This is a genomic window from Aminobacter ciceronei (genome assembly GCF_014138625.1).
In the GTDB taxonomy this organism is placed as follows: domain Bacteria; phylum Pseudomonadota; class Alphaproteobacteria; order Rhizobiales; family Rhizobiaceae; genus Aminobacter; species Aminobacter ciceronei.
In genome coordinates, this window is record NZ_JACJHY010000007.1 from 107,361 (window position 1) to 125,556 (window position 18,196).

Consider the following 18,196-nt stretch of genomic DNA (forward strand, 5'->3'; position numbering starts at 1 on the left):
CGCCATGACCGACACGCCTCGTCCAGTTCCCCAGACAATCGACGAGACGCTTAAGATGCTCGCCGGCGCCGACTACGTCGCCGACAGGGCGCTTGCGACGGTACTTTTCTTATCCCTGCGGATGAGCCGGCCGCTATTCCTCGAAGGCGAGGCCGGCGTCGGCAAGACCGAGATCGCAAAGGTTCTGGCCAGCGCGCTCGGACGCCGCCTGATCCGGCTGCAATGCTACGAAGGCCTCGACGTTTCCTCCGCCGTCTATGAGTGGAACTATGCGGCGCAGATGATCGAGATTCGCATGGAGGAGGCTGTCGGCAAGGTCGACCGCTCCGACATGGAAAGGAACGTCTTCTCGGAAAAATACCTGATCCGGCGTCCGGTGCTGGACGCGTTGACCGGCAAGGCGGGTGCTGCCCCTGTCTTCCTCATCGACGAACTCGACCGAACCGACGAGGCCTTTGAGGCTTTCCTGCTCGAAATCCTCTCCGACTACCAGGTCACCGTTCCAGAACTCGGCACGATCAGGGCGGAGGAACCGCCGATCGTCATCATCACCACCAACCGCACCCGTGAGATCCACGACGCGCTGAAGCGCCGCTGCCTCTATCACTGGGTCGACTATCCCAATGCAGAGCGCGAGCTCGAAATCGTCAGCCGCAAGGTGCCGCAGGCCAACCGGCGCCTGTCCGCCGAGGTCGTCCGCTTCATCCAGAAATTGCGCGAGATCGAGCTATTCAAGGTGCCCGGCGTCGCCGAAACCATCGACTGGGCGTCGGCGCTGACGGAGCTCGACAAGATAGCACTCGATCCCGAGACGATTTCGGACACTATCGGCGTGCTGCTCAAATATCAGGACGACATCGCGCGCATCGAGCAAGGCGAGGGCCGCCGCATCCTCAACGAGGTGAGGGCGGAGCTGGCTGCGGCGGAGTAGGTGCGGTGACATGACGCCCAGCAGTGCTGCATCAGACGGTCGCATCGCCGACAACATCGTCTATTTCGCCCGCGCGCTGCGCAAGGCCGGCATGCGTGTCGGCCCGGCTTCGGTGATGGATGCGATCGAGGCGGTGCTGGCCGCGGGCATCGGCTCGCGCGACGATTTCTACTGGACGCTGCATGCCGTGCTGGTCAGCCGCCACGAGGATCACGCCACCTTCGATGAAGCCTTCCGGCTGTTCTGGAAGTCGCGCGAGCTGATCGAAAAGATGCTGGCGATGTTTTCGCCCGTGGCGCCCGACCGCCGCGAGAAGCAGAAGCCGCGCGCCGCCGAAAACCGCGTCAGCCAGGCGATGTTCGAAGGCCACCACAACAGCCAGCCGCCGCGCGAAATCCCCGAGATCGAGGTCGACGCCCGTTTTACCGTGTCGGGCAACGAGATGCTGCGCGGCAAGGACTTTGCCCAGATGACAGCAAACGAGATGTCAGACGCCCGGCGCGAGATCGCAGCGCTCAGGCTGCCCTTCGACACCGTGCGCACGCGTCGTTTCAAGCCGGACCCGCATGGCGGCAATGTCGATCCGCGCGCCATGATGCGGGCGGCAGCCCGCACCGGCGGCCAGCTGATCCTGCCGAAATTCCGCTCCGTGCGCGAGGTGCATCCGCCCCTGGTCGTGCTTGCCGACATCTCAGGCTCGATGAGCCAGTACACCCGCATCTTCCTGCATTTCCTGCACGCGCTGGCCGAAAAGCGCCGGCGCGTGCACACCTTCGTCTTCGGCACCAGGTTGACCAACCTGACCCGGCAGATGCGTCACCGCGATCCCGACACGGCCCTTGCCGACTGCTCCGCCGCGGTCAAGGACTGGTCCGGCGGCACCCGCATCGGCGACACGTTGGGCGAGTTCAACCGTTTGTGGTCGCGCCGGGTGCTCGGGCAGGGCGCCGTGGTACTTTTGATCACTGACGGGCTCGAGCGTGACGATGTGTCAGGCCTCTCCGAGGAAATGGAGCGGCTCAAGAAATCCTGCCGCCGACTGATCTGGCTCAACCCGTTGCTGCGCTTCGAGGGGTTCGAAGCGCGCGCGCGCGGCGTTCGTGCCATGCTTCCTTATGTCGACGAGTTCCGCCCGGTGCACAATCTCAACGCGCTTGGCGATCTCTGCGCTTCGCTCGGCGCGCCGGCGTCGCGCGACACCGACCCCAGATTGTGGATGATCGACGGCCTGCGCCGGGCGGCGTAAGGTCGCAAAGGGAGGTTTCCATGCCAAGCAAGTTTCTCGATGAGGCCCGCGACCCGCTGATCATCGCCGAAGGCTGGATGAAGGACGGCAAGGACGTCGCCATCGCCACCGTGGTCGAAACCTGGGGCTCGGCGCCGCGCCCCGTCGGCAGCCATCTCGTTATCGACGCCGAAGGCACCTTCCATGGCTCGGTCTCCGGCGGCTGCGTCGAGGGGGCGGTGATATCAGAGGCCCTCGATGTCATCGGCAGCGGCCAGCCGAAGATGCTGGAGTTCGGTGTCGCCGACGAGACGGCGTGGCAGGTCGGCCTGTCCTGTGGCGGCAAGATCAGGGTTTATGTCGAGCGGTTGGGCTGAGCGATGGATCCCTATGTCCTGAAAACCCTGAATGCCGAGCGCCGCGCGCGCCGCGCCGCGATACTCGTCACCGACATCGGGGATGGCCGCGACCGCGTCGTCAGGGAAGGCGATGCCGTCGCAGGCGACCTTGGCCAGGCGATCGCCAGGGCATTTCGCAGCGGCATGTCCGGCCTGGTCGAGGCCGAGGGCCGCAGCTTCTTCCTCAATGTGCACCTGCCGCAGCCCAGGCTGGTGGTGATCGGCGCCGTCCATATCAGCCAGGCACTTGCGCCGATGGCCAAGATCGCCGGTTTTCCGCTGGAGATCATCGACCCGCGCACGGCCTTCACCAGCGATGAACGTTTCCCCGACGTCGTCCACAAGGCCGAATGGCCCGAGGATGCGCTGAAGCATTGTCCGCTCGATCGTTATGCCGCACTTGCCGCCATCACCCACGATCCCAAGATCGACGACTGGCCGCTCAAGGCAGCACTCGATGCCGAGTGTTTTTATGTCGGTGCGCTGGGCAGCCGCAAGACGCATGGCCGGCGCGTAGAGCGCCTGCTGGCAATGGGCGTGACGCCGGAGCAGATCGACCGCATCAACGCGCCGATCGGGCTCGACATCGGTGCCGCCAACCCCGCCGAGATCGCGGTTGCCATTCTCGCGCAGGTCATTTCGGCGTTCCGTGCGCGCGGCCTCGGCGCCAAGGCAAAAAGCGAGGCGGCGTGAGATTTGGCGCAATCCCCGTCGACCAGGCCAAGGGCGCTGTGCTTGCGCATTCCACCAGCGCCGGTGACCTCCGCTACCGCAAGGGCCATGTGCTTGCCGCCGAAGACGTGGCCATCCTCGCAGCCTCGGGGCTGAGCGAGATCGTCGTCGCCGTGCTGGAGCCGGGCGATCTCGGCGAAGACCAGGCGGCTGGGGCGATCGCGGCCAGCATGCGGCACCGTCATATCGAGGTGAAGCCGGCGGCGACCGGCCGGGTCAATCTGCATGCGCGTGAAGCCGGCGTCTTCACCGTCGATGCCGGCCTGATCGACGCCATCAACGCCATAGACCCCTCGATAACGGTTGCCACTCTGGCCCAGCATGCCACGGTCGAAAAAGACCAGATGGTGGCGACGGTGAAGATCATCCCCTTTGCCGTGTCAGGCGATCTGGTGCGGCAGGCGACCGAACTGTGCGCCAAAGGCGAGATCTTCGCCGTCAATGCCTTCGCGGCGAAGCGCGTCGGCGTCATCCAGACCATGCTGCCCAGCGTCAAGCCAAGCGTGCTCGACAAGACCGCGCGCCTGACCCAGCAGCGGCTGGCACGCTCGGGCAGCCGGCTCGTCGCCGAACGGCGCACGGCGCATGAGGCCGGTGCGGTGGCCGAGGCCACCAGGCAGCTTGCCCGCGACAACGACCTCGTCGTCATTTTCGGCGCTTCGGCGCTGGCCGATTTCGATGACGTCATCCCGGCCGCCATCCGCGCCGCCGGCGGCACCGTCGTCCGTTCCGGCATGCCGGTCGATCCCGGTAACCTTCTTGTGCTTGGCCATATCGGCAAGACCGCCGTTCTCGGTGCGCCGGGTTGCGCGCGCAGCCCCAAGGAAAACGGCTTTGACTGGGTGCTCGACCGGCTGATGGCAGGGCTCGACGTTTCCGCGGCCGACATTGCCGGAATGGGCGTCGGCGGCCTGCTGATGGAAATTGCGACGCGGCCGCAGCCACGCGATCTCACCGCCATTCCGTCGGTTCCGAAAGTGCATGCCGTGCTGCTCGCCGCCGGTCGTTCCAGCCGCATGGGCGGGCCCAACAAGCTTTTGGCGCTGTTCCAGGGCAAGCCGCTTGTGCGCCGAACCGCCGAACGGGTGCTTGCGTCGAAGGCCGAAAGCACTGTCGTTGTGTCAGGCCATCAGGCGAGCCGCATCGGTGATGCGCTCGCCGGGCTCGACATTCCCGCGACCCACAATGCCGACTTTGCCTCAGGCCTCGCCAGTTCGCTCAAGGCGGGAATTTCGGCGCTTCCCGAGGATGCAGCCGGTGCGCTGATCGTTCTCGGCGACATGCCCGAGGTGCTGCCGGCCGACCTCGACCGGCTGATCGAGGCCTTCGAGCGGGCAGGCGGCCGTGCGGTTGTCCGCGCCACCCATGACGGCAAACGTGGCAATCCGGTGATCCTGCCGCGCGCCCTGTTTGCAGCCGTTGCCCATCTCGAAGGCGACACCGGCGCCCGGCATCTGATCGAGAGCGAAAGCGTCGATGTCGTCGACATCGAGATCGGCGCCGGCGCTGCCGTCGACGTCGACACGCCCGAGGCGCTGGCAGGAGCGGGCGGGGTGCCGCAGGATTGAGGCTGTTGACAAAGCGCCTGCCGGTTGGCCAACCCTACGTCATGTCATTCGATTTGAAGTCTCATTCCTTCGCGCCCCCCTCTGTCCTGCCGGACATCTCCCCCACAAGGGGGGAGATCAGCAGCTGCGCAGCCAGTTCACGTCCTGCTTCGTCGCAGGTCGGTCGAGGCGTCGATGCCAGCCAATCTCCCCCCTTGCGGGGGAGATGGCCGGCAGGCCAGAGGGGGGCAACGTCGAGCGCTTGGCTGCAGGCTAGCTTGCGCCGCTTGGTCTTGCCGTTCGTGATTGCCGCATTCGTAGCATTTCCCGCCTCTGCCCAATCCCTTGCCCCCTACAAGGACGAGCTCTTCGCCTATCCGGCGATCCTGTCTTCGGAGGGCGAGGCTTACCGCGTCGTCGACTATCGGGAGATGCGCGACATCAACGAGCGCGACCAGGTGCCGGAACGCCGGGTGCAGGGCAAATACGTCTCGACGGGTGTCCGCAAGACCCAGCAGGATCTGGTGCTGAAGACAGATGTCGGCGATGTCAGGCATTTCGCCGTCGGCAAGACCGAGGGCGCCACGGTGATCGTGCTTTATCTTCACGGCCAGGGCGGCAGCCGCAAGCAGGGTGTCGAGGACTTCACCTTCGGCGGCAACTTCAACCGTATCAAGAACCTGATGGCAGACAATGGCGGGCTCTATCTGTCACCCGATTTCTCGGACTTCGGCGACAAGGGCGTTGCAGAGGTGGCGGCGCTTATCGACCACTACGCGGCGCAGTCACCTGGCGCCAGGATCGTCGTCGCCTGCGGCTCGATGGGCGGCCAGCTGTGCTGGGGACTGGCGCGCGACGCCAAGGCAGCCAAGAAGCTGGGCGGGCTGATGTTGCTCGGCTCGCTCTGGGACGATGCCTTCCTCAAATCACCGGCCTTCGCGGCCAAGGTGCCGGTGTTCTTCGGCCAGGGCAGCAAGGATCCTGTTTTTCCCGCCGACAAGCAGGAGGCGTTCTTCCGCTCGATCCTGGCCAAGAACAAGGCCTATCCGACGCGCTTCGTCCGCTTCGAGACCGGAACCCACGGCACGCCGATCCGCATGACCGACTGGCGCGAGACGCTCAACTGGATGCTGTCTGCGAAATAGCCTCAAGGTCCCGAATTGTAGTCGAGCACCGTCTCGGGGTTGATATCGCCGTCATAGGACGCATCGACGTCGTACCGGACCAGCGCAAACGCGCCGTCGCGGAACAGCCAGGTGCCGTCGGATGAGGCATCGCCGACGCCGCGCCATTTGGCGTGCGAAGTGATCGTCATCGTCTTGTCGTCGAAGGACGAATTGACCAGCGCGTTTTCCGTGCGGTAGCCGATGACGTTGACGCTCTCGAGTTTGCCGTCGGGATTGTCGCCCTCGTAGTGGATGTCGAGCTCGGGGGCGGCGAAATGCTGCTCGTTCAGCCCGTCGGCCTCGTTCCAGAGATAATAGACATGGGTCTCGTTATAGGCGCCCATCTGGCAGAAGAAGCGGAACAGCCGGGCTTCGCTGGCCGGCGCGTCGGCGGCGTCCGATTTGTTGTGGTAGGAAATCTTGTAGCTCTGGATCGCCTCGTCACCTTCACGGGCAACGTCGCACTGGGCCTTGTGGCTTGCAGCGAATGTCTTGGTGGCAAGGTCGAGCACGGCGTCGATCTCTGTGGGCGGGGCATCGCCACACTGCTTGGGCAGCGCTTCGCTCAGATTGCCTTCGGCTGGCTTGAGTGCACCTTTCTCGAGCTGGATCGGGGTGAAGGGCGGCTCCTGGATCGAGCCGTTGACCTGCCGGGCGGTGTAGCAGCCGGCAAAAACCTTCTCGGTGCCGTCCTTGTCTATGGCGCGAATGGCGACCGGGATGTTGTAGAAGATCGAGCCGGCAGCGCCGTCCGAACTGACCGCGCCTGTCTCGATCTCGACGCGCTCGGTTTTCTCATATCCCTTGGCGAATTCGGCAAAGTCCTTGGCGGGCTTGGCATCGCCGAAATAGTCCCAGGCACGGGCATATTCCTTGCGGCTGACCGCATTGTAGAGCGAGCGCACCACGGCGGCCGCATCGGATCGGTCATCGAGATAGGGCAGATCGGCGGCCAGCGCCTGGAACGACCAGAGGCTGGTCAAGGCGGCGGTCAATGCTGCCCGTGTCGAAAAAGTCCTCATCGCGAATCTCCTGCCTGCCGCAATGATGCATCATCGATTGCGGCAGCGCAGTGACGCGCGGAACCATCATGCCTGGCGCGTCGACATTTCGCGGGCGATACGGGGAAAATCTGCCGGCTTGATGCCGATGTCGGCGCGGTCGGCCGAGTTCATCGCGTTCAGCAAAGCAAGCGCCGCACGATAGCGGACCTGTTCCTTGGGGCGAGGGCGGGCGAACAATTCGGTATAGAAACCCATCTCTCAGGCTCCGGTTTGTCCTCCCATGGCGACATATAGGTGATTCCGGCGTGATTGTGCAGTGCAGCATCGGCATGGCTGCCATGCAGTGCATGGAAAAATCTTTCACGACCGGTGTAACAAGTCAGGTGTCGGTTGCGTAACTGAATAGCCGGCACTGCTGGCTTTCCTCGCCGCAAGGCGACTTCGGGCCGCATATTACCCCCCCATGCGGCCCGGTTTTTTTGTGCCGACATTTCTAAGAAGCCACTGGCGTCACGAAACGATTCTTAACCGAGCCTGATTACGGTTCCGGCAAATATTGCGTATCATGCCGTTTCGTGCGGAGGGCCTTGCATGGGCACCGAGACCAATCGCGACTTCGCTTCGTTGCTCGACGACCTGTTCGTCGCGCCCGAGCCTGGCGAGATTGCGCCCGCGCCGACCATCCCGTTCGACTATCTCGCCGTTGCCGAGGAACTGCATTCCGGCCGCATCCGCGTTTCGGGCGAGACCGCGGCCGCCGGCTATCGTGAGGCGGGCGAGGCGCTCGAGGACGAATTCGTTTCCCTGCTCGACATGGTCAGGGCCAGGGCTGTGGCCGACGCCGTCGAAGCCGCGGCGGGTCCTCTGGAGCCCCCAGCGCCCGAACCGCCGTCGATCGACCCGGACGCGATCGCCGCCGAGCTCGGCCTGGCCGAAGCCAAGCCGGCCGATCTCGCCAGGCTGCGCCGTATCTTTGCGCTCGCCAACCACCCCGACCGCGTGGCGCCGCATCTGCGCCAGCGCGCCATGGTGCGCATGCAACTCGCCAACATGATGATCGACGACGCCAAGCGCCGCGCCGCCAAGAAAAAAAGCTGACGCCGCCTTCAGCCTGATGCCGGACCGGCCAGTGCCCCGCTTGGCCGATGCAGTGAGACGTCCTATCTGTGAGACGCTGCATCGCACTGCCGGGAGGCCCCATGCTCAGAGTCCAGAAGATACCGCTCGACGACATCTACGTGCCCGCGGCGCGCAAGAAGACTTTGCATCCCGAAACGGTGCGGCATCTCGCCGAAGACATCGTCGAGAACGGCATGAAGACGCCGATCCAGGTGCGGCACGACGGCAAGCGCTACGTGCTGGTCGAGGGGTTGCATCGGCTTGAGGCCGTGCGCTGGCTCGGCGAGACCAGCATCGATTCCTATCTCGTCCAGGCGCGGAAACACTAGCCAGATTTTTTCCGGCGGCCTGTCGGATCGAGCGCGGCTGGCTCGTCCTAGGTCCGAAAGCTGATTTCAACGAGGAGACTGAAATGACTTCTGCCAACGATCGCGAACTGGTCCTGACCCGCATCATCGCTGCACCGCGCGAAAAACTCTATCGCTGCTGGACCGATGCTGAACTTTTGCCGAAGTGGTTCGCGCCGCTGCCCTGGACGACGGCCAGCGCCAAGCTCGACGTGCGTGCCGGCGGCGCCAGCGCGATCACCATGCGCAGCCCCGAGGGCGTCGACTACCCGAGCTCGGGTGTCTATCTCGAAGTCGTGCCGAACGAGAAGCTGGTCTTCACCGACGCCTTTACCGAGGCCTGGCAGCCATCGGAAAAGCCGTTCATGGCGGCGACCGTGACCTTCGAGGACATTGGCGGCGGCAAGACCCGCTACACCGCCGTTGCCCGTCACTGGAACGTCGAGGACCGCGAAGCCCACGAAAAGATGGGTTTCCACGAAGGCTGGGGTCAGTGCGCGGATCAGCTCGAGGCGCTCGCCAAGACGCTCTGAGGATTATTGCCTGATTGCGAAAAGGCCAGGTCGGCAGACCTGGCCTTTTCGATTCCTAGGGCGGCGGCGGCCTCGTGAGCATGGTCTGACGTTGCCCTACGAAGCCAACCTTCGGCGTACTGATCTTTCGCACCCCCTCTGGCCGGCAGGGCAGAGGGGGGTGGGAAGGATCGCGGCGCGGCAAGTCACTGCAAAAATTGTTCCACCCGTGGAAAATTTCGCCCACGATGTAGGCATGCGTTCGCCTCGTTCGTCCTAGAGGCAAGAGCGACGAGGCTCGGACAAGAGAGGACGAGGACATGAACAAGCGCAGTTTCATCACCATGCTGGCGGCGGCGGCATTTGCAGTTGTGACGGGAGGAGTGGCGATGGCCGAGACGGCGAAAGCCACGGATGCCGGCGTCAAGGCAGGTCATGCCGAGATCAACGGTGTAAACTATTATTACGAGATCCACGGCGAGGGCGAGCCGCTGCTCCTGTTGCATGGCGGGCTGGGGTCGATCGACATGTTCGGGCCGGTGCTGCCGGCGCTGTCGAAGAATCGCCAGGTGATTGCGGTCGACCTCTACGGACATGGCCGCACCACGCTGACCGATCGCAAGATGAGCATGATCGACATGGGCGACGATATGGCCGGGCTGGTCAAGAAGCTTGGCTACGACAAGGTCGACGCGCTCGGTTATTCCTTCGGCTCCGGCGTCGCCTTCCGTCTGGCCGTGCAGCATCCCGAGACGGTGCGCCGGCTGGCGCTGGTGTCGGCGGCCTATGCCCAGGACGGCTTCTATCCCGAAATGCTGCCGATGCAGGCGCAGGTCGGCGCCGGCATGGCAGAGATGATGAAGCAGACGCCGATGTACCAGACCTATGCGGCGGTGGCGCCCAAGGTCGAGGATTTCCCGAAACTGCTCGACCAGATGGGCGAGTTCATGCGCCAGCCCTATGACTGGGCCGAGGACGTCAAGACGCTGAAGATGCCGGTCATGCTGGTTTATGGCGACAGCGACATGTACCGGCCCGAGCACATCGTGAAGTTCTACCAGTTGCTCGGCGGCGGGCTGAAGGATGCCGGCTGGATGCGCGAGAACATGTCGCAGAACCGGCTGGCGATCATCCCCAACCGCACCCACTACGACGTGTTCTTCGCACCGGAACTGGCGACGACCGTGCTGCCCTTCCTCAATGGCGAGACCAAGGTCAAGACCTGGGACGAGCAGGTCAAGGAATCGCAGTAGCGCAATGGCCGGGCGCCTGCCGGAAATCGGCGGCGCCCGGCCAATTTCCTTGCCGGACCACGGCTTCGAATGGTATCGTTCGGGCACGCTGAAAATGCCCCTTGCAGGGTGTCGGAGATGCGGCCAGCAAACTGATCGAAAATGAGCTGGCGATGATGCGGCCCAACTTGCCGCACGGCAGTCGATGCCGCTTTCTACATGCAGGCCGCAGTGACGCGATGATGCCACGAAAGGAAGTGGTCATGGCTATCTCATTGACGATGCAGGAATATCTCGAAGACAATCACATCCGCTACGATGCCGCCAGGCATGCGCGCACCGGCTGCTCGATGATGACGGCGCAAGCGAGCCATGTGCCCGGCAGTGCGCTGGCCAAAGGCGTGGTGCTGAAATGGGAGGACGGCTATGTGCTGGCCGTGCTGCCGGCGACCCGCCATGTCGATCTTGCCCGAATGCGCGAGATCATCGGCGACAAGGTGAGGCTGGCGACCGAAGAAGAGGCGAGTTCGCTGTTTCCCGACTGCGACGAAGGTGCGGTGCCGATCCTCGGCGTGCCCTACAGGGTGGCCTGTGTGGTCGACGAGCAACTGCGCCGCGGCAGCGATGTCTATTTCGAGGGCGGCGACCACCGCACCCTCGTGCATGTCACCGGGGACGAGTTTTCGCGGCTGATGTATGGCATGCCGCAGGCCCGCATCAGCTGGTGAAAAGTTGAGCCCGGCGTGAAGGGGCGGGGCGCGCCTTTACGCAAGTCATTGAATGACGATGCCTATTGCCGCTTAAGGTGTTGACCGGGGCGGCAGGCCGGACGCCCTCAGGGGCGGTTCGGTCGACAGCGAGAGGTTTTTTCGCCGTTCGGGAAAATACCTGCTTCGTGTCACCGATCCGCCATTCGGCGGTCATGGTTCGGGGCTATGGTGAGCAATGTCGAAATGGTCACGAATGGAGGCGACTATGGACGACCAGCATGAACTGACACTCGAAGACCTGCTGCAGGATCCGATCATCCTGAAAGTCATGGAACGCGACGGCTATTGCCCCGACGACATCCGCCTTCTGGCGCGGCATGCCACTTCGGGCGCCCAGGTCTGGGAAAGCGTATCCTCGCGGGCCAGCGCCCGCCGGCAGAGCCGCTTGGCTTTCCGCACGGCCAATGCGTCGTGCACGTCGCTTTGCGCGTAAAGCCGCAACCTGCGATGTGACTGCCGCCTGAGGCAGTCACCCCCACCTTTTTCATCGACAATCGACAGCACTGCACCTTATGCCTGATGCCGCAACAGCGGTATCTCAGGTGAGGGGATTTGACATGGCGCAACGATATGAAGGCGGCTGCATGTGCGGAGCCGTGCGCTACGCCGTGGACGCCGCACCGCTGAACGAACGCGTCTGCCATTGCCGCAGCTGTCAGAAGGCGGTTGGGGCGGCGTTCAATGCGCGATTGATGTTCCGCACCGAGCAGGTGACGATGAGCGGGCCGGTGAAGACTGCATTTTCGTCGCCAGGGGTGAAGCGCGGCTTCTGCGCCGAATGCGGCACGACCGTGCTGTCGGGGCGCGAATCCGCCGGCGTGCTGGCCGTAACGTCGGGTTCGCTCGACGATCCCGGCCTGTTTCGCCCGACCATGCATATCTGGGTGTCGTCGAAGCAGCCCTGGCTCAAGCTTGATGACGGCCTGCCGCAGTTTGCCGAGGCAGCGCCGGCATAGTCTTGTTGCGCGTGATCTAGACGCAGATTTCGACGCCGCTGTCGCGCAGTCGGGCGAGCAGGCGCTCTTCCGGCAGCGTATCGGTGACGAGCGTGTGGATGTCATGGAGCGAGCCGAGGCGGACCAGGGCGCGGCGGCCGAATTTCGAGCTGTCGACGGCCATGATGGTGCGCGCGGACTGGCCTATGGCCGCGGCAACGGCCGCGACTTCGGCATGATCGTCGTCGCCGATGTCGCCGTCATGGTCGACGCCGCTGACCGAAATGATGGCGACGTCGAACTTGAAGCGCCTGATATATTCCGACGTTTCCTCGCGGAAGACGCCACCGTCGACCTGGCGGACGAAACCGCCTGGCACGGCGATGGCGAAATTGGTGCTTTCGCTCAGCGTCGTTGCGACGCGCAGCGAGTAGGTGACGACGCGCAGGTCGCGGCGCTTGACCAGCGCGCGCGCCATCGCCTCGCAGGTGGTGCCGGTGTCGATGAAGACAGCAGCACCATCGGGCACAAGCTCGGCGGTCAGGCTGCCGATGCGCTCCTTGGCGGCGGCGTTTTCGACGCGGCGCTGGCGCAGCACCGTCGGATCGACGGGTGCTGAAATCGTCGCCCCGCCATGCAGGCGCCGCACCTTGCCGCCCTGCTCCAGCGCCATGATGTCGCGACGTGCGGTCTGCGTGGTCACCCCGTATAGTGGTGACCTCCTCGGCCAAGTGAGCAACGGTGCCTCGGACCATGGCGTCGACGTCAAGCTGGCGGTCAGCTTTTAAGCGCTGTTGCGGCTCTGTCTTGCCGAACTGGAATCGGCTTTACCGCTTCCAGTGCGCGCGGACCAGGATGGACCTCAATCCGGCAGTCAGCTTCCAGGAACTGCAACTCTGTCCTGCCGGCACCTGTGTGCCGGCTGGACGAGGACAAGAAAGCCCTCGGCGTCGAAAAAGGCATCCGCGGCCATGGGGCCGTGGCCGCGGATGCCTGACTTACCTGATCTTGTGGCCTTGCAGGATGCGCTCGACGGGTGCCCAGCCAATGTAGCGTGGCTGAGTCCAGCCTTCGGCGGGCTCCAGTGCCTCGACGGCGTTGATGTCGTCGATGCGCACTTCATCCCAGGCATGGACGATGCGGCCTTCGCCAAGGCCAAGCCCGACATGGCCCCAGTTGGTCGTGACGTCGAATAGCTCGCCGGTCATGTCGAAGAAGACGAAGGCGCCGCGCGGCGGTTCGCCGGTCGGTGGGTTGACGCCATATTCGTCCGCTGATTCCTTGGCGCAGTCGCCGCCGAAGATTTCGATCTCGTTGCTCTCTTCATAGGCGTCCTCGACGAAGGCGAGGCAGCGGAAGCAGTAATCCTCATTGCCAAGCTGGGACATGGCCCAGGTGATGGCGTTATCGATGTAGTTTTCTGTGCGTGTTTTCACGGAGCAGATATCCTGTTGAAATGATAGTTTTGTTGACCTCGATCGTGATTGCTGCGATGCGCGCCATTCGGTCCTCCATTCCAGGATGTTAAATTAGTAATGTCCGAATCTTTTCCAGAACATGTTTTGATTTTACCGATCAAGTGGTTCTTGCGTCGGGGGGCGGCTCATACTTTTGTTTGTATCGCTCGAAGCAATACATAATTTGAAATGAGAGTTGCTTGACGCCACGGAATTCCGAAACTATGTGCGCTTCGGGCAACAGCCCGACCCGTTGGCGGACGACATCAACCGCGCCGGCTTTGCCGGGTCAGACATCCAAGCATGGAAAGTGCCATGACCGAAAAGATCAATTCGGCCGTCGAAGTCTCGTTGCGCCGTATCTCCGCCCAGACCGTCTCCGACATTTGCGATCTCAGCGAGACGTTGAGCGAGGCCCAGCGCAACAAGGTCGCCGACAACGGCACCTCTATCGCCGAGGCGCATTTTTCCGAAAACGCCTGGTTCCGCGCCGTCTATGCCGACGAGGTACCGGTGGGCTTCGTCATGCTGCATATCGGCTCCGACTATGACGTCATCGACTGCCCTGGCGCCTTCCTCTGGCGCTTCATGATCGCGGGACCGTTCCAGCGCATGGGGTATGGCGAAAAGGCGATCGCGCTCGTCGTCCGCGAGATGAAGGCGAGGGGATTTGCCGAACTCTTCACCAGCTACGGCCTGGGTGAGGCGAGCCCGGAAGGCTTCTACAAGCGACTCGGTTTCGTCACGACGGGCGAGACCTATGACGACGAGGTCGAGGCCGTGCTGAGCTTCGCGAACTGACCGGGCATACGGGCCGGCGGCTTACCGGCGGCCCGCATGTTCCAGGTCAGCCAGTTCACGCAGCGGGCGTTCGAGCCTCTCCATCTGGCTGGCTATTGGCCACATTCCGTCGATGACGATGTCTGCTGAATCGACGAGCTCCTTGTCGGCGAACAACTCGTGACCGCCATCGGCGTAGAACCTGTGCGATGCCAGCCCAGATAGTCATCGGGATGGCGTGAGATGCCATCGACGTCGCCCCAGAAGATGACAGCTGTGAAAGCGCTCGGCCAGGGCGCGCGTGAGCGTGGTTTTTCCGGGTCGGAAATTCCCGAAATGGCGATGATCATCCGCATGCGCGGCATCTGGCAGGGGACGATGACGCCAGCATTTCGCACGTGAAGCCGACGTCGATCAGCCGTGGCTGGCTTCACCCCGGACCAGCGCCAGAAATTCGCGCGCGGCGCGCGTGGCATAACGCTCCTGGTGGCGCAGTACGAAGAAGCTGCGCCTGGGCAGCGCGAAGTCGACGGCGACAAGCGTGCCGGCCTTGAGCGAGGCGTGCGCCACGAGGCGCGACATGATGGCGACGCCGGCACCGGCTTCCACCGCCGCACGTACGGCCTCGTTCGAGGGCAGCTCGAGCACGATGTCGAGGCTGTCGGTCTCGACGCCGCGCAGCGCCCGTATCGCTTCGAAATGGGCGCGCGTGCCCGAACCTTGTTCACGCACGATCCAGCGCTGCGACTTCAGGTCCTCGGGAGAGGACGGCGGCGTTACGGTCCAGGGATGATCGGCGACGGCGACCAGCACCAGTTCGTCCTCGGCGACCGCTTCAATGGCGAGGGCGGGATCGTTGACCTCGCCCTCGACAAAGCCGAGATCGGCCGAACCGTCATGGATCTGAGCTGCGACCGTCTCGGTGTTGCCGATGGTGATGCCGAGCGCGATGCCGGGAAAGCGCTGTTGGAAACGATGAGCGACCGATGGCAGCCAATAATTGGCGACAGTCTGGCTGCCGGCAAGCTTGAGCGAGCCGCGCTTCAGGCCGGCGAGATCGGCCAGCACCACCTCGGCGGAGCCGGCACGGGCCAGCACGGCACGCGCCTCGGACAGGAAGATGCGGCCGGCGTCGGTGAGCACGATGCGGCGGCCGACGCGGTCGAACAGCTTCGTCTGGTAACGCGCCTCCAGCGCCGACACCGCGGCGCTGGTCGCCGATTGCGTCAGGTTCAGTGCCTGGGCGGCCCGAGTGACATGTTCGCGTTCGGCGACCGCAACGAAGATCCTGAGCTGTTCGAGAGTCACGGCTTTCCTTTCGGTCTCAGCCCAGAAGCTTGACCAGCATTAGAGAGAAAGTCGCGATGAAAAGGAACGCGGCCAGGCCAAGAAAGAGTGGACGAAGTCCCTTGGCCCTGAGCTTGCGAATGTCGGTCTCGAGGCCCATGGCGGCAAGCGCCATGGTGAGCAGGAAGGTGGTGAGTGCGACGATCCATGTCTTCGCATCCGCCGGAATGTCGACGAGGCTGTTGACGCCAACCATGGCTATGAAGCCGAGCACGAACCACGGCATCGGGGCAGTTGTGCCGCCTTGGGTCGCTCTGGACGATCTCGCGCGCTGGCGGGCGGCAAGGCTGAGCGTGATCACGACAGGCGCCAGCATCAGGACACGGGTGAGCTTGGCGACGGTGCCGAACTCGCCGGCCTGCTGGCCGTCCTGGAAGGCGGCTGCCACGACCTGGGCGATCTCGTGGATCGAGGCGCCCGCCCACAGACCGTAGGCGTGGGGGCCAAGCTGGAGCAACCCGGGCAGCAGCGGATAGCCAAACATTGCGATCGAGCCGAAGACGGTGACGCAGGCAACCGCATAGGCGACATCCTCGTCCGATGCCTTGGTCACCGTGTTGGTGGCGATGACGGCGGACGCGCCGCAGATCGAGGTGCCGGCGGCGATCAGCTCGGCAAGCTTTTGCTCGACGCCGATCAGCCGACCGAGCCACACGGTGAAGGTGAAGGTGGCAACAAGCGTGGCAGCGATGATGGCCACACCAGTGATGCCGACTTCGGCGACCTGGCTTGCTGTCAGCTGCAGGCCAAGCAGGATGATGGCGAAACGCAGCACCTTGCGCATCGAAAACGCCACACCTGGTTTGGCCTGGTCCGGGGTGCCGGCAAGATTGTGAAAGGCGATGCCCAACACGATCGCAATGATCATCGGGCTGAAACTGCCGAGGCCGGGCAAATGCCGCAGCGCAAAGGCAAGGGCAGCGATGCCCGCCGCAAGCAGCAGCCCGGGCAGCAGTCTGGCGTTGTCGTGACGGCCACGCGCCGGCTGGCGCCCCGCCTGGCTGCGGGTGGGGGAAAGTGTGGTTTCGGTTCTGGTTAGGGCATTCATGGGCTTGGACTTGTCGATTTCAGGTGCAAGCTATGCGCCCGCTTTCAATCAATCCAACGCGTAATATCGCTTGAATCGTTCGGGTGAGGCGAATGGTCTGGCGCGTTTCACCTCTGTCCGGTCTCTGGTATCTCTTGGGCCCTTCCGTTCCTCATTCATGCCGAGTCGCCGATGCCTGTTTACGAGATTGCAGCACTGGGTGCCGCGACATGCTGGGCCATCACCGGGCTGATCTCGGCCGGGCCTGCCGGCCATCTCGGTGCGCCGGCGTTCAACCGGCTGCGCCAGCTCTTCGTCACCGGGCTTTTGGCTGTCTACGTGGTGGCGACCGGCAGCTGGCGCGAACTCGACGCCGGCGTTGCCGGGCCGCTGATCCTGTCGGGCCTGATCGGTATCTTCGCCGGCGACACGCTTTTGTTTGCCGCGCTGAACCGGCTCGGCCCGCGCCGCTCCGGCATATTGTTTGCGCTCAATGCGCCGATTGCTGCCGTGCTTGGCTGGATGGTGCTGGGCGAGGATCTGTCCGCCAAGGCCGCGGCCGGCATCGGGTTGACGGTCGCCGGCGTGTTGCTGGCGATCCTGTTCGGCAAGCGCCGCGACCAGCTGCACGCCTGGGAGACGGTGAAGGGGCCGCTGTGGATCGGCGTGGCGCTCGGGCTGGGAGCCGCCACCGGCCAGGCGATCGGCTCGATCATCGCGCGGCCTGTCATGGCGACAGGTATCGACCCGTTCCTCGCCTCGATGCTGCGTGTCGGCATTGCCGCCTTCTGCCTGACGGTGCTGCTGCAACTGCCGATCCCGGCGGTGAAGCCGAAGGGGCCGCTGACCTGGAAGGTGGCGGCGTTGACAGCGCTGACCGGCATCATCGCGCTCGCCATCGGCATGACGCTGCTGCTGTTTGCGCTGTCCGGCGGCAAGGTCGGCATCGTCTCGACCCTGTCTGCCACGTCGCCCGTGATCATCCTGCCGATGCTGTGGGCCAAGACGGGCGAACGCCCGGCCGGCGGCGCCTGGGCAGGGGCGGCGCTGGTGGTGGCTGGCATGGCGCTGCTGTTCATGAAGTGAGGGCGGCCGGCGGCAAATGAGGCCCGCACCGGCCCCTGAAATTCAGCAGGATTTGTCAATCCGGATGATGCGATCGTGCCGGGCGGAGCAGGGATCAGCTGATGATGCAGCAAGCCGACATGAACGAGTGCAGACTGGCTGATATGCACAACGTGGCTGCGCTCAACGCCGCGATACCAGAGGCCGTGGCGGCGGCGTTTGCAGCATTCCCCGCGCCGGTGCGGGCGCGATTGCTCGAGATACGCGGGCTGATCCTGTCGACGGCGGCCGAAACGCCGGGCGTCGGGCCATTGACCGAAACGCTGAAATGGGGCGAGCCGGCTTATCTGACAGAAGCCAGCGGCAGCGGCTCCACCATACGGCTCGGCTGGCCGAAGCCCGGCGGCCAGACCTGCGCGGTGTATTTCAACTGTCAAACGACGCTGGTGGAGAGTGTTCGCGCCCATTTTGGCGAAACCTTCACCTATCAGGGCAACAGGGCGCTCCTGCTCGACGTCGATAAACCGTTGCCGGCCCCATTGGCGATCTGCCTGGCGATGGCGCTGACCTATCACCGGCGGCAGCGCTGACCCAGCGGCACA

At 64.0% G+C, this 18,196-nt stretch carries 24 protein-coding genes; 17 read left to right on the plus strand and 7 right to left on the minus strand.

The genetic code is table 11. The annotated features are described in order from the left end of the window. The first annotated feature begins 4 nt into the window (after positions 1-4). The 6 genes from HNQ95_RS09480 (at position 5) to HNQ95_RS09505 (ending at position 5,978) form a co-directional block, all read left to right on the plus strand. Positions 5-931, plus strand: coding sequence for an AAA family ATPase (locus tag HNQ95_RS09480; protein WP_182573956.1), 927 nt, complete (start codon positions 5-7; stop codon positions 929-931). 10 nt (positions 932-941) lie between these two features. Further along, entirely contained in the window at positions 942-2,177 is a 1,236-nt protein-coding gene (locus HNQ95_RS09485; protein WP_182573957.1) for a vWA domain-containing protein, read from the plus strand. 20 nt (positions 2,178-2,197) lie between these two features. Continuing rightward, positions 2,198-2,533, plus strand: coding sequence for an XdhC family protein (locus HNQ95_RS09490; protein ID WP_067961329.1), 336 nt, complete (start codon positions 2,198-2,200; stop codon positions 2,531-2,533). A gap of 3 nt (positions 2,534-2,536) precedes the next feature. Next, on the plus strand, positions 2,537-3,247 hold the full coding sequence (locus tag HNQ95_RS09495) for an XdhC family protein (RefSeq protein ID WP_067961331.1): 711 nt from the start codon (positions 2,537-2,539) through the stop codon (positions 3,245-3,247). Next, positions 3,244-4,854 carry an NTP transferase domain-containing protein gene (locus HNQ95_RS09500; RefSeq protein WP_182573958.1) on the plus strand — a complete coding sequence of 537 codons (1,611 nt, stop codon included), beginning with the start codon at positions 3,244-3,246 and terminating at the stop codon, positions 4,852-4,854. The genes HNQ95_RS09495 and HNQ95_RS09500 overlap by 4 nt, the downstream gene beginning before the upstream one ends. 257 nt (positions 4,855-5,111) lie before the next feature. Continuing rightward, positions 5,112-5,978: an alpha/beta hydrolase family protein gene (locus HNQ95_RS09505; protein ID WP_376769250.1), complete on the plus strand. Its 867-nt coding sequence runs from the start codon at positions 5,112-5,114 to the stop codon at positions 5,976-5,978. 2 nt (positions 5,979-5,980) lie between these two features. On the opposite strand, the gene HNQ95_RS09510 is transcribed toward HNQ95_RS09505, so the two are convergent. Together HNQ95_RS09510 and HNQ95_RS09515 are read right to left on the minus strand one after the other, a co-directional pair. After that, the gene (locus tag HNQ95_RS09510; RefSeq protein ID WP_154383982.1) at positions 5,981-7,021 is read right to left on the minus strand and encodes a DUF1176 domain-containing protein; all 1,041 of its coding nucleotides are present in this window, start codon (positions 7,019-7,021) and stop codon (positions 5,981-5,983) included. 66 nt (positions 7,022-7,087) lie between these two features. Continuing rightward, positions 7,088-7,258, minus strand: a complete 171-nt coding sequence (locus HNQ95_RS09515; protein WP_154383983.1) for a hypothetical protein — start codon at positions 7,256-7,258, stop codon at positions 7,088-7,090. Between the two features lie 336 nt (positions 7,259-7,594). Here HNQ95_RS09515 and HNQ95_RS09520 point away from each other — a divergent pair, with 336 nt between their 5' ends. From HNQ95_RS09520 to HNQ95_RS09550, 7 genes are all read left to right on the plus strand, one after another. After that, complete coding sequence (locus HNQ95_RS09520; RefSeq protein ID WP_067961337.1) at positions 7,595-8,101, plus strand: hypothetical protein; 507 nt, start codon at positions 7,595-7,597, stop codon at positions 8,099-8,101. A 101-nt stretch (positions 8,102-8,202) separates the two neighbouring features. Next, complete coding sequence (locus HNQ95_RS09525) at positions 8,203-8,451, plus strand: ParB N-terminal domain-containing protein (protein ID WP_067961339.1); 249 nt, start codon at positions 8,203-8,205, stop codon at positions 8,449-8,451. Between the two features lie 83 nt (positions 8,452-8,534). Then, entirely contained in the window at positions 8,535-9,002 is a 468-nt protein-coding gene (locus HNQ95_RS09530; RefSeq protein ID WP_182573959.1) for an SRPBCC family protein, read from the plus strand. A 299-nt stretch (positions 9,003-9,301) separates the two neighbouring features. Further along, positions 9,302-10,234 (plus strand): alpha/beta fold hydrolase, encoded by a 933-nt coding sequence (locus tag HNQ95_RS09535; protein ID WP_154383985.1) that lies wholly within the window; start codon positions 9,302-9,304, stop codon positions 10,232-10,234. A 242-nt stretch (positions 10,235-10,476) separates the two neighbouring features. After that, complete coding sequence (locus tag HNQ95_RS09540) at positions 10,477-10,941, plus strand: aminoacyl-tRNA deacylase (protein WP_067966415.1); 465 nt, start codon at positions 10,477-10,479, stop codon at positions 10,939-10,941. A gap of 247 nt (positions 10,942-11,188) precedes the next feature. Further along, positions 11,189-11,416 (plus strand): hypothetical protein, encoded by a 228-nt coding sequence (locus HNQ95_RS09545; protein ID WP_067961344.1) that lies wholly within the window; start codon positions 11,189-11,191, stop codon positions 11,414-11,416. A gap of 124 nt (positions 11,417-11,540) precedes the next feature. Beyond that, complete coding sequence (locus tag HNQ95_RS09550; RefSeq protein ID WP_246340641.1) at positions 11,541-11,939, plus strand: GFA family protein; 399 nt, start codon at positions 11,541-11,543, stop codon at positions 11,937-11,939. Positions 11,940-11,955: 16 nt separating this feature from the next. On the opposite strand, the gene HNQ95_RS09555 is transcribed toward HNQ95_RS09550, so the two are convergent. Together HNQ95_RS09555 and HNQ95_RS09560 are read right to left on the minus strand one after the other, a co-directional pair. Beyond that, positions 11,956-12,621 (minus strand): DeoR/GlpR family DNA-binding transcription regulator, encoded by a 666-nt coding sequence (locus HNQ95_RS09555; protein ID WP_286290555.1) that lies wholly within the window; start codon positions 12,619-12,621, stop codon positions 11,956-11,958. Positions 12,622-12,916: 295 nt separating this feature from the next. Beyond that, positions 12,917-13,354 (minus strand): NlpC/P60 family protein, encoded by a 438-nt coding sequence (locus tag HNQ95_RS09560; RefSeq protein WP_286290553.1) that lies wholly within the window; start codon positions 13,352-13,354, stop codon positions 12,917-12,919. Between the two features lie 336 nt (positions 13,355-13,690). Between HNQ95_RS09560 and HNQ95_RS09565 the strand changes: the two genes are divergently transcribed. Continuing rightward, positions 13,691-14,176, plus strand: coding sequence for a GNAT family N-acetyltransferase (locus HNQ95_RS09565; protein WP_182573960.1), 486 nt, complete (start codon positions 13,691-13,693; stop codon positions 14,174-14,176). 21 nt (positions 14,177-14,197) lie between these two features. Here the strand turns inward: HNQ95_RS09565 and HNQ95_RS33955 are convergent, their stop codons facing one another. Beyond that, entirely contained in the window at positions 14,198-14,332 is a 135-nt protein-coding gene (locus tag HNQ95_RS33955) for a hypothetical protein (RefSeq protein WP_256438248.1), read from the minus strand. 66 nt (positions 14,333-14,398) lie between these two features. On the opposite strand from HNQ95_RS33955, the gene HNQ95_RS33395 reads away from it, so the two are divergent. Next, a complete protein-coding gene (locus HNQ95_RS33395; RefSeq protein WP_210289155.1) occupies positions 14,399-14,557 on the plus strand; it encodes a hypothetical protein in 159 nt (52 codons plus the stop codon). A gap of 12 nt (positions 14,558-14,569) precedes the next feature. Here HNQ95_RS33395 and HNQ95_RS09570 read toward each other — a convergent pair whose 3' ends face one another. Beyond that, positions 14,570-15,463, minus strand: a complete 894-nt coding sequence (locus tag HNQ95_RS09570) for a LysR family transcriptional regulator (RefSeq protein ID WP_067961350.1) — start codon at positions 15,461-15,463, stop codon at positions 14,570-14,572. A 16-nt stretch (positions 15,464-15,479) separates the two neighbouring features. Then, the gene (locus HNQ95_RS09575) at positions 15,480-16,550 is read right to left on the minus strand and encodes a YeiH family protein (RefSeq protein ID WP_067961352.1); all 1,071 of its coding nucleotides are present in this window, start codon (positions 16,548-16,550) and stop codon (positions 15,480-15,482) included. A gap of 171 nt (positions 16,551-16,721) precedes the next feature. Here HNQ95_RS09575 and HNQ95_RS09580 point away from each other — a divergent pair, with 171 nt between their 5' ends. Both HNQ95_RS09580 and HNQ95_RS09585 read left to right on the plus strand, forming a co-directional pair. Then, positions 16,722-17,615, plus strand: a complete 894-nt coding sequence (locus HNQ95_RS09580) for a DMT family transporter (protein ID WP_067961354.1) — start codon at positions 16,722-16,724, stop codon at positions 17,613-17,615. A 101-nt stretch (positions 17,616-17,716) separates the two neighbouring features. Further along, positions 17,717-18,184, plus strand: coding sequence for a DUF1801 domain-containing protein (locus HNQ95_RS09585; RefSeq protein WP_312870921.1), 468 nt, complete (start codon positions 17,717-17,719; stop codon positions 18,182-18,184). Positions 18,185-18,196: the final 12 nt, after the last annotated feature.